We start from the raw sequence: 9,832 nt of genomic DNA on the forward strand, positions 1-9,832 counted from the left end.
GTCCGTAGCCTTCAGCCTGATGTTCGATGTGGTGATCCGTGGCGGGACGGTGCTGGACGGCACCGGTGGGCCCGCGCGCCGCGCCGACGTGGGCGTGTCCGCCGGACGGATCGCCGCGGTGGGTGCGCTGGCGCGCGCGCAGGCGGGCAAGGAGATCGACGCGACGGGCCGCTACGTCATGCCGGGATTCATCGATGCCCACGTGCACGGTGACGCCGCGGTGTTCGATGCGGACGCCCAGGAGGCGGCGCTGCGGCAGGGCGTCACGACGTTCGTCCTAGGGCAGGACGGTGTCTCCTACGCGCCGGCGAGTGCGGACACGCTCCGGTTCGTCACCCGGTACTTCGCGCCCGTCAACGGGAGCCACCCGGACCTGGACGGCGCGGTGTCGGTCTCGGTGGCGGAACTGCTGGACGGCTACGACCGGCGGACGGCGCTCAACACCGTCTACCTGCTCCCGCACGGGACGATCCGGCACGGCGCCATGGGCACGGCCCAGCGCGCCCCGGACGCGGCGGAGCTTGCCGCTATGCGCGCGCAAGTGGAGCGCGGCCTGAGCGAGGGTGCGGCCGGGTTGTCCACAGGACTGGAGTACGTGCCGGGTGGCTATGCGAGGGCGGACGAGATCGCCGCGCTGTGCGAGCCCGTCGGCGCGGCAGGACTCCCGTACGTCACCCATATGCGCGGCTATGAGGCCGATGCGGCGCGGGCGTTGGCGGAGGTGCTGGAGATAGCGCGGGCGGGACGCGTCGCCCCGCACGTCTCGCACCTCCACGGACCCGGCGACGTGCTGGCCCCGCTGGCTTCCCAGGCGCGCGCCGAAGGCATCGACCTGACCTTCGACAGCTACCCCTACCTGCGCGGATGCAGCACGCTGACGCTCGTCGCGCTGCCGACATGGCTGCCCGTCGCCGACCTCGACGCGCCGCTCGTCGCGCTCGCGGACCCGGCCGTCCGGGCCCGGCTCGAACGCGACTGGTTCGCGCAGCGCGCGGACGTCTGGCCACGGATCACGCTGTCGCACGTGCCCGCCGAAGAGCTGCGCTGGGCCGAGGGCATGACCCTCCCCGACGCGGCGGACCGGGCGGGGCTCCCACCTGGCGCGTTCTGCTGCGACCTCCTCGCGGCCACCCGCCTCGAGGCGGGATGCGTGTTCGCACAGCCGCCGTCCGCCACCGAGGAGTCGGTGCGCACGCTGCTGCGGCATCCCGCGCAGATCGCCGGCTCCGACGCCGTCTACCAGGGCGGGCATCCGCATCCGCGCGGCTGGGGCGCGTTCGCGCGGCTGCTCGGACGGCACGTCCGCGAGCTCGGCGACTGGACCTGGGAGCAGGCGGCCGCGCATCTCGCCGGAAGCGTCGCGGCCCGGTTCCGGCTCGCCGACCGGGGCCGCGTCGAGGCCGGGCACGCCGCCGACCTCGTCGTGCTCGACCCCGGGACCGTCACCGACCGCGCCACCTACGAGCGGCCGCGCGTGCCGGCGGACGGCGTCGAGCACGTGTTGGTCAACGGCGTCCCGGTGCTGAGCGGCGGCGTCCTCGACGGGTCGGCGCGCCCGGGGCGGGCGCTCAAGCCGCGCTGAGCCTGGGCTACGGAGAGCCCGTATCCTCGTCTGGCCCGACGTCGCCGTTCACGAGAAGAGCTGATGGACTCCTCCCTCTATGTCCTGGTGGAGGATCTGCGCGGTGTGGACGCCGCGCGGATCCTGGCCCATGGGGTCTCGTCGATCACGGTCGGCGCGGCTTACCATCGCGCCCGCGATGTGACGCCCCATGGCCGGTCCCGCGTCACGTTCCGCCATGACGGCGTCCATTTCCCGCTCGACGGCCACTTCGACGGGCTCCGGCTCGTCCCGCCGGTGCGGGAGGGCGCGGACGAGGGTCCGCTGCGCGCGCTCCGGGACGAGACGCGCGCGCTCGGCGTCCCCCTTCACGGCTGGGGCGTGTTCCTGCACAACACGACGCTCGGCTTGGCCGACCCTGACGTGACGCAGGAGAACTGCTTCGGCGACCGCGCCGCGCCCGCCGACCTCTGCCCATCCCACCCGGACGTCCGCGCCTACGCGGTCGCTCTAGGCCGCGCCATCGCCCGGCAAGGGATGGACTCCGTCGTCGCCGAATCCCTGCATTTCGGGACGTTCGGCCACGGCTACCACCACGAACGCTCGTTCGTGCAGCTCGGCCCGGCGGCCGAGTTCGCTCTCGGCCTGTGCTTCTGCGAGCACTGCCGGCGCCGCGTCCCCGGCACCGACGCGGCCCGTGAGGCAGCGTCCCGGCTCGCTGAGTCCGTGCTGGACGGCGGCCCGACCGCCGAGGAGATCCCGGACGTTCTGGCCGAGTTCGCCCGCGCGCGGACGCCGATCGTCACGTCCCTGGCCGCCGAGGTCGCCGACGCCGTCGCCGCGGAAGGCTCCCGGCTGACGTTCGTCGACCTGACCGGCGCCATGAAGGGCTACGCGGACGGCCTTCCCACCGGCGAACCGGCCGCCGCCGACGCCTGGCAGGTCGGCATCGACCCGGCCGCCCTCGCCGGAGCCGTCCCGTCGTACGCGGTGCTCTGCTACGCGCGCGAAGCCGCACGGATCGGCGAGGACGTCGCCGCCTACCGCGCCGCACTCGGCACCGGCACCGAACTGCGGGCCGTCCTGCGCCCGGGGCATCCCGACACGACGTCCGCCGAGCACCTGGCCGCGAAGGTCGAGGCCGCCCGCGCGTCCGGCGCCGACACCGTCGACTTCTACCAGTACGGCCTGGCCCCGCTGCCCGTCCTCGACCGCATCGCCATGCGTTGACTTGCGGCGTGTCGGCCTTAAAACCCCGCTTTTAAGGCCGACACGCCGCAAGTCAACGAGCGGCGTCGTCCAGGCTGGCGGTGACGCGCCGCAGCGTCTCGTGGAGCCCCATCAGCTCCTGGACGTCCAGGCCGGTCGCGTCGAGGATGCGGCGCGGGACGTCCGCCGCGCGCCCCCGGAGCGCGTCGCCCCGCGCGGTCAGGTGCACCGACACCGAGCGCTCGTCCTCGCGGCTGCGGCGCCGCTCCACCAGGCCCGCGGCCTCCAGCCGCTTGAGCAGCGGCGACAGCGTCCCCGAGTCCAGCCGCAGCCGCTCGCCCAGCCGCTTGACGGTCGGGCCGTCCGCCTCCCACAGCGCCAGCATCACCAGGTACTGCGGGTACGTCACCCCGAGCCCCTGCAGCTCGGACCGGTAGAGCGCGTCGAAGGCCCGGGACGTGCTGTGCAGGGCGAAACAGACCTGGTGGTCGAGCCGCATCAGGTCGCCGTCGGGGATCCCGGTCATGCCCGCCAGTCTACGTTCGCGCCCCTCGGACCGGCCGCGACCGCGGTCTCAGCGGACCTCGGCCAGCACCGGCGACAGCTCGAACGCCGCGAAGACCCGCGCGTCCTGGAACACGACATTGCGCGCGACGCCGCCCGGCCGCACCGTGAAGACCTGCAGCGTGTGCAGCACGTAGTCCTCGCCGTCGTCGTCGCGGTGGTAGGCGGCGACGGCGGGCTGCGCGTTCGCCGCCGTCCGCACCAGCCGCCAGTCCGTGCCGCGCATCTCGAAGAGCCGCTCCAGGAACCGGCCGCAGGCGTCCCGGCCGGCGTACCAGAGCCGGATCGGCGGCATCTCCAGCACCGCGTCCTCGGTCAGCAGGGCGACGACCCCCGGCACGTCGGCGTCCTCGAACGCCCGGACGTACCGGTCCATCAGCGCGCCGGCGGCGCCGTCGTCGGGCCCGGCGACCGCGTCCTCGGCCGCCGAGACGTCCGCGAGGTCGGCGCGGGCCCGCCGGAGCGCGCCTTCGACGGCCGCCGCGCTCGTGCCCAGCAGCGCCGCGACCTCCTCCGCCGGGTAGCCCAGCACGTCGCGCAGGATGAGCACGGCCCGGTGCTCCGGCGGCAGCGCCTGCATCGCCGCGACCAGTGCCAGCCGCAGGCTGCCCCGCCGCACGGCCCGCTCCTCCTGGCCGCCGAGCAGCGCGTCCGGGAACGGCTGGAGCCACGGCACGTCCAGCGACGGGGCGAGCGGTGCGTGCGGATCGTCGCTCGGGCCGCAAAGCCCGGACGGCAGGCGCCGCCGCGACCGGCCCTCCAGCGCCGCCAGGCACGCGCGCGTCGCGATCCCGTACAGCTCCGCCCGCTCGTCCGGCCGCCCCGCCCGCGCCGTGCTCTTCCGCGCGCGCTCGGCCGTGCCCTTCCGCCCGCGCCCGGCGGTGCCCTCCCGCTCCCGCTCGGCGGCGCGCTCGCGGGCCCGCCGAGCGCGCAGCATCGTCTCCCGGACCAGGTCCTCGGCCTCGTGGACGGCGCCCAGCATCCGGTAGCAGTGCACCAGCAGCTCGCACCGGTAGGGCGCCACACGGGCCTCGAAATCCTCGTCGATCACCGGGCCTCCTGCGGGCTCGCGGACGTGCTGGGTCGCGGAAGGGCTCTTCGCGGACGGGCTGCGGTGCGCTGCGCGTGCCATGGTCAGCCGGACGCCGGCGGGTCGGCGAAGACGCCCTGGAGGATGCCGGTCGCCTGGCCGACCTCGATGAGATAGCCGTCGGGGTCGCGCATGTAGCAGCGGATCTCGGCCTTGCGGTCCAGCGGCTCGGTGAGGAACTGGACCCCCTGTGCCGTGGCATGCGCATAGAAGGCGTTGATGTCCGCCACCCGGACGTTCAGGAAAGTCGACACAGGGTCGCCCGGCGAGGGCGGCGTGAGGACGATGTCCGGCTTGTCCGGTGTTGGTCCGCCGCCCGGGTTCATGATGATCCAGCTGTTCGCCACCTTCAGGGTGGCGGGGTTCTCCTCCAGGATCACCTCGCCGCCCAGGACGTTCACGTAGAAGTCCCTGGATGCGGCGACGTCCCGCACGGTCAGGAAATGCGTCAGCACCAGTCCTTGCGCCGGTGCGGGGAAACCACCTTGGCCGGGCATCCCGGCTCCCTTCTCTCGTGGCGCGGGCTACACCCGGTGCGGGGCCCAGCGGTCCGGGTCGGCCTCCAGCGCGCGGCGGTCCCAGTCGCCGGGCTCCGCGGCGGCCTCATAGGTGCTCTGCAGGAACGCCAGGAGCGTCCCGTCCGGGTCGCCGGCCGTGGCGACCGCCTCGTACGGCAGCAGGAACTGCCCGTTCTCGCGGCTGTAGGACGCCGCGTCCGGCGCGACCGGGCGGTCGGCGAACCCTTCCGGTTCGGGGTAGGCGTAGGCGTAGAAGGCGCCCTCGTCGAGGCCGGGCCAGAACCCGCAGCTGCTCAGCTCCCGCGAGTACCCCTCGACCATCACCCAGTCGCCGCAGTTCGGCGCGCCACCGGGATGCCGCGGCGCCTCGCGTCCGGAGAACCGGGTGCAGGCGAGGTCCATGGCGCCCCAGAAGAAGTGCACCGGGCTCACCTTGCCGATGAACCGGGACCGGAAATCACCGATCACCCGGTTCGCCTGGAGCAGCTGCCGCCAGAACACGTGCGCCGCCTGCGGGTCGTAGGACGCGTGCTGGTGGTCGTCGGCGAACGGGATCGACGGCTCCACCTCGTTCGGCCGCGCCTGGATCGTCGTCTCGATCCCGAGCCCGACGAGATGGTCCATCGTCTCGGCGTAGAAGTCGGCGACCGGTTTCGGCTCCAGCGCCACCAGCCGCTCCTCGCCGCTGCTCGTGCGGATGCGCAGCACATGGGAGATGAAGTCGAACTCGACGTCGAACGCGCCGGCCGCGTAGGGCACCGCCGAGGTGGTGAGCCCGCGCGGGCTCACGTACAGCGTGACCTGCCACCAATGGTTGATCAGCGGCGCGTGCGCCATCCGGATCTTCCCGACGATCTGCGTCCACATGTGCAGGGTGTCCCGCGTGCCGGTCCAGTCCGCGACCCGCAGCCGCGGCCATGACTCCCGCCTGTGCTCCCCCACTGGATCCCCCTCGCGCGCACACGCGTCAGCGGGCGCTGGGGGACCGCCCGGCTCCTACTGTCGCCCCCTACCCCGCGTTCCTCCCCGGCAACCGTCCGGGCGCCGGGGCGGCGTCTAGGGTGGTGGGCGTGCGCTACGAGGTGACGGAGGCCGACACCGCGACCGCGCTGGGCAGCGGCGACGTCCCGGTGCTCGGCACCCCGCGGGTGATCGCGTGGATGGAGGCGGCGACCGTCCGGGCCGCCGCGCCGCTCCTGGACGCGGGGCAGACGACGGTGGGCGTGGCGATCCGCGTCGAGCACCTGCGCGCCACGCCCGTCGGCGGGACGGTCGAGGTCTCCGCCGAGGCGCCGGACGGCGCGTCGGGCCGCCGCCTCACCTTCGCGGTGCGGGCCGTCGACGCCGCGGGGACGGTCGTCGCGGCGGGCGAGATCGACCGCGCGGTCGTCGACCGCGACCGGTTCGCCGAGGCGGCGCGCGCGAAGCGGTGACCTTGCGGGCCAGGTGCTGTGCGGGTCAGGCACGGCGCTGGTCAGGTGCCCGCGCTGGTCAGGTGCCCGTGCGGGTCAGGCGCCGTGCGCGGCCGGCACCGCGGTGATGTCGATGCCGCCGTCGGCGGCGCCGACGGACGCGGTGCCGCCCTCGTCCAGCTCCCCGCGCAGCAGCATCATCGACAGCCGGTTGTCCACCTCGCGCTGGATCGTCCGGCGCAGCGGCCGCGCGCCGAACTCCGGCTTGTAGCCGCGCTCGACCAGCAGGTCCTTGGCGCCGTCGGAGACGTCCAGCCCGACGTCCTGGCCGCGCAGCCGCTGCCGCGTCCCCGACAGCAGCAGGTCGACGATCTCCCGCAGCTCCGGCTTGCCGAGCCGGTCGAACACCACGATCTCGTCGATCCGGTTGAGCAGCTCGGGCCGCAGCGTCCGCTGCACCAGGTCCATCACCTGCTCCTCGAGGTCCGCGGCGGACTCCTCCGGCCGGGACAGGATCAGCTCGGCGCCGATGTTGCTCGTCATGATCACGATGGTGTTGCTGAAGTCGACCGTCCGGCCCTGCCCGTCGGTGAGCCGCCCGTCGTCCAGGATCTGCAGCAGCACGTTCATCACGTCCGGGTGCGCCTTCTCGATCTCGTCGAACAGCACCACGCTGTGCGGGCGCCGCCGGACGGCCTCGGTGAGCTGCCCCGCCTCCTCGTAGCCGACGTATCCGGGCGGGGAGCCGACGAGCCGGGAGACGGTGTGCTTGTCCTGGAACTCGCTCATGTCGATGCGGACCATGTGGTCGTCGCCGCCGAACAACGTCCCGGCCAGCGCGCGCGCCAGCTCGGTCTTGCCGACGCCCGTCGGGCCGAGGAACAGGAACCCGCCGATCGGACGGTCCGGGTCGGACAGCCCCGCGCGCCCCCGCTGGACGGCCTCGGCGACCGCCTGGACGGCCCGGTCCTGCCCGATGACCCGCTCGTGCAGGTGCCGGTCGAGGTTCAGGATGCGGTCGCGCTCCTCCTCCGTCAGCGTCCGCACCGGGATGCCGGTGCTCCGCGACACCACCTCGGCGATGTCGGTGGCCAGCACCTGCGGGACGGTGTCCTCGTGGTGCCGGGCCGCCTCGATCTCCGGCCGCAGCGCGTCGATCTCCGCGGCCAGCTCCTTCGCCCGGTCGAACCGCTCGGACCGGACGGCCTGGTCCTTGTCGCGGTGCAGCGCGTCGAGGCGCTCCTCCAGCGCGCGGGCGCCGTTGTCGGGCGCCTGCGCGCGCAGCCGGACCCGCGCGCCCGCCTGGTCCATCAGGTCGATCGCCTTGTCCGGCAGGAACCGGTCGCTGACGTAGCGGTCGGACATGGTCGCCGCCGCGTCGATCGCCTCATCGGTGATCTTCACCTGGTGGTGGGCCTCGTAGGCGTCCCGCAGGCCCGCGAGGATCTCCACGGTCTGCTCGACGGTCGGCTCGGCCACCAGCACCGGCTGGAACCGGCGCTCCAGCGCGGCGTCCTTCTCGATGTTCCTGCGGTACTCGTCGATCGTGGTGGCCGCGACGACGTGCAGCTCGCCGCGGGCGAGCGCGGGCTTGAGGATGTTCGCCGCGTCCATCCCGCCCTCGGCCGAGCCCGCCCCGACCAGCGTGTGCACCTCGTCGATGAAGATCACCAGCTCGTCGGAGCGGTCCCGGATCTCGTCGATGACCTTCTTGATCCGCTCCTCGAACTCGCCGCGGTACTTCGAGCCGGCGACCATGCCGGTGAGGTCGAGCGCGACGACCCGCTTGTCCTTGAGCGTCGCCGGCACGCTGCCGTTGACGATCCGCTGCGCGATGCCCTCGACGATCGCGGTCTTGCCGACCCCGGGCTCGCCGATGAGGCACGGGTTGTTCTTGGTGCGCCGCGACAGCACCTCGACGGCCTGCTCGATCTCCTCCTCGCGGCCCACGACCGGGTCGATGCGGCCCTCGCGGGCCTCCTCGGTGAGGTCGCGGCCGTACTCGTCGAGGGTCGGCGTCGCGCCGGACGCCCGCGCCCCGGCCGCCCGTCCCCCGGCCGCCGACGGGCCGGCGCCCGCGCGGCCGCGCTCCTCGCCCGCCATCGCGTCCTGGAACCCGTCGGCCGTCACGCCCTGCGACTCCAGCAGCCGCGCCGCCGGCGACGCCGGGTTGACCATCAGCGCGAGCAGCAGGTGCTCAGGTCCGATGTAGGACGAGCCGAGCGCGCGCGAGAGGCGCTGCGAGTCGAGGACGGCGCGCTTGGCGGCGGGCGACAGCGTCGAGGGCGCGCCGCCGGGCGTGCCCCGCGCGGCGGTCTCGGACACCTGCTTGACGATCCCGTCGGGGTCGGCGCCCGCCTCGCGCAGGAGCGCCCGCCCCGGGTCGGCGCCCGCACCGGCCGCGAGCAGGTCGAGGACGTCCAGGTCGGGCGCGCCGCGGTCGGCGGCCAGCTGGACGGCCGAGGACAGCATCGCCCGTGCGGGCTCGCTCAGCAGCCTGCCGACGTCGACCCGCTGGACGCCGGGCCGCGCCGGGGGCCAGCCCTCCTGCCCGCCGAACACCCGCCCCGCGAGCAGGTCGAAGCCCCGGAACGGGTCGTCGAAGAAGGAACCGAAAGGCGTGGACACCGGCTGACCCCCCAAGCGTCATGGGACATTCGTCCCACTAGGGGTCGCCTTCCCCCGTCCGTGGTAATCCCAGCGAATCCCCAAAACCGGACAACCGAGGTCCAGGCGGGCCTGCGGTCAGGCGGGCCCCGGGGATCAGGCGGGCAGCGCGTCGCGGACGTCGAACACGCGGTCCAGGCCGGTCGTCCGGAGGATCCGGGTGAAGCGGTCGGTGGGGCGCGCCAGGACGAGCCGCCCGCACAGGCCGAGGATCTGCTTGCGCGCGTGCAGGAAGACGTTCAGCCCGGACGAGTCGCAGAACGTCATGGCGCCGACGTCCACCACCACCTGCGGCGGGGACTGCCCCGCCATCGCCCGGGCCAGGTGCTCCTCCAGCACCGCCGTGTCGGTGAGGGTCAGCTCGCCGGCCACGCCGACCGTCGTCCATCCGTCGCGGCGGCCGAGACTGAACTCGACCTTGCCGGCCCTCCGATCGGCCACCATCCCCATACGTCCACCCTCCTGCATCGGAGCCGCCCAGAACCGGCTATGCCCGATAAAACGGGAGGTAAAGCCGAGCTGTTCCCCTGTCCGGTGCTCAGGCGGTGCGGGACCGGGTGCGGCGGAGCAGCCGGACCAGGCAGCCGCCCGAGGCCAGCGCGGACGCGAACGCGGCCGGCGCGCCGGCGAGCAGCAGCAGCCCCGTGCGCCACGTGCCCTGCAGGAGGTAGGCCACCGCGAACAGCAGCAGGACGAACGTCAGCGTCGTCAGCAGCCCGGTCGCCGCGGCCGCGGCGACGATCAGCACGGCGCGGGCGAGGACCCGTGCCACGGCGGCCCGCCGGTGCCGCGGCCCGCGCGGCGAGGAGAG

At 74.0% G+C, this 9,832-nt stretch carries 10 protein-coding genes; 3 read left to right on the forward strand and 7 right to left on the reverse strand.

The genetic code is table 11. The annotated features are described in order from the left end of the window. Positions 1-19 precede the first annotated feature (19 nt). Both J4709_RS44800 and J4709_RS44805 read left to right on the forward strand, forming a co-directional pair. Complete coding sequence (locus tag J4709_RS44800; RefSeq protein WP_232385002.1) at positions 20-1,582, forward strand: N-acyl-D-amino-acid deacylase family protein; 1,563 nt, start codon at positions 20-22, stop codon at positions 1,580-1,582. Positions 1,583-1,645: 63 nt separating this feature from the next. Continuing rightward, positions 1,646-2,791: a hypothetical protein gene (locus J4709_RS44805; protein ID WP_208251461.1), complete on the forward strand. Its 1,146-nt coding sequence runs from the start codon at positions 1,646-1,648 to the stop codon at positions 2,789-2,791. 52 nt (positions 2,792-2,843) lie between these two features. On the opposite strand, the gene J4709_RS44810 is transcribed toward J4709_RS44805, so the two are convergent. The 4 genes from J4709_RS44810 to J4709_RS44825 form a co-directional block, all read right to left on the reverse strand. Beyond that, entirely contained in the window at positions 2,844-3,296 is a 453-nt protein-coding gene (locus J4709_RS44810; RefSeq protein WP_232385003.1) for a MarR family winged helix-turn-helix transcriptional regulator, read from the reverse strand. 48 nt (positions 3,297-3,344) lie between these two features. After that, positions 3,345-4,385: an RNA polymerase subunit sigma-70 gene (locus tag J4709_RS44815; protein ID WP_307802079.1), complete on the reverse strand. Its 1,041-nt coding sequence runs from the start codon at positions 4,383-4,385 to the stop codon at positions 3,345-3,347. An 83-nt stretch (positions 4,386-4,468) separates the two neighbouring features. Then, positions 4,469-4,879, reverse strand: a complete 411-nt coding sequence (locus tag J4709_RS44820) for a VOC family protein (RefSeq protein WP_307802080.1) — start codon at positions 4,877-4,879, stop codon at positions 4,469-4,471. 69 nt (positions 4,880-4,948) lie between these two features. Then, positions 4,949-5,884 carry a DUF5996 family protein gene (locus J4709_RS44825; protein WP_208251467.1) on the reverse strand — a complete coding sequence of 312 codons (936 nt, stop codon included), beginning with the start codon at positions 5,882-5,884 and terminating at the stop codon, positions 4,949-4,951. 128 nt (positions 5,885-6,012) lie between these two features. Here J4709_RS44825 and J4709_RS44830 point away from each other — a divergent pair, with 128 nt between their 5' ends. Continuing rightward, positions 6,013-6,375, forward strand: coding sequence for a thioesterase family protein (locus J4709_RS44830; RefSeq protein ID WP_208251468.1), 363 nt, complete (start codon positions 6,013-6,015; stop codon positions 6,373-6,375). A gap of 75 nt (positions 6,376-6,450) precedes the next feature. On the opposite strand, the gene J4709_RS44835 is transcribed toward J4709_RS44830, so the two are convergent. The 3 genes from J4709_RS44835 to J4709_RS44845 all read right to left on the reverse strand — a co-directional run. Then, positions 6,451-8,982 (reverse strand): ATP-dependent Clp protease ATP-binding subunit, encoded by a 2,532-nt coding sequence (locus tag J4709_RS44835; RefSeq protein ID WP_208251469.1) that lies wholly within the window; start codon positions 8,980-8,982, stop codon positions 6,451-6,453. 135 nt (positions 8,983-9,117) lie between these two features. Beyond that, positions 9,118-9,471: an STAS domain-containing protein gene (locus J4709_RS44840; protein WP_232385004.1), complete on the reverse strand. Its 354-nt coding sequence runs from the start codon at positions 9,469-9,471 to the stop codon at positions 9,118-9,120. Positions 9,472-9,559: 88 nt separating this feature from the next. Continuing rightward, positions 9,560-9,832, reverse strand: a 273-nt coding sequence (locus tag J4709_RS44845) for a hypothetical protein (protein WP_208251470.1), incomplete at its 5' end; no start/stop codon positions are given.

This window comes from Actinomadura violacea (genome assembly GCF_017573465.1).
GTDB lineage: Bacteria > Actinomycetota > Actinomycetes > Streptosporangiales > Streptosporangiaceae > Spirillospora > Spirillospora violacea.

Excerpts from the sequence above, each read along its gene's own strand:
- J4709_RS44800 (WP_232385002.1), top strand. The coding sequence starts at position 20 with ATGTTCGATGTGGTGATCCGTGGCGGGACGGTGCTGGACGGCACCGGT.
- J4709_RS44805 (WP_208251461.1), top strand. The coding sequence starts at position 1,646 with ATGGACTCCTCCCTCTATGTCCTGGTGGAGGATCTGCGCGGTGTGGAC.
- J4709_RS44810 (WP_232385003.1), bottom strand. The coding sequence starts at position 3,296 with ATGACCGGGATCCCCGACGGCGACCTGATGCGGCTCGACCACCAGGTC.
- J4709_RS44840 (WP_232385004.1), bottom strand. The coding sequence starts at position 9,471 with ATGGGGATGGTGGCCGATCGGAGGGCCGGCAAGGTCGAGTTCAGTCTC.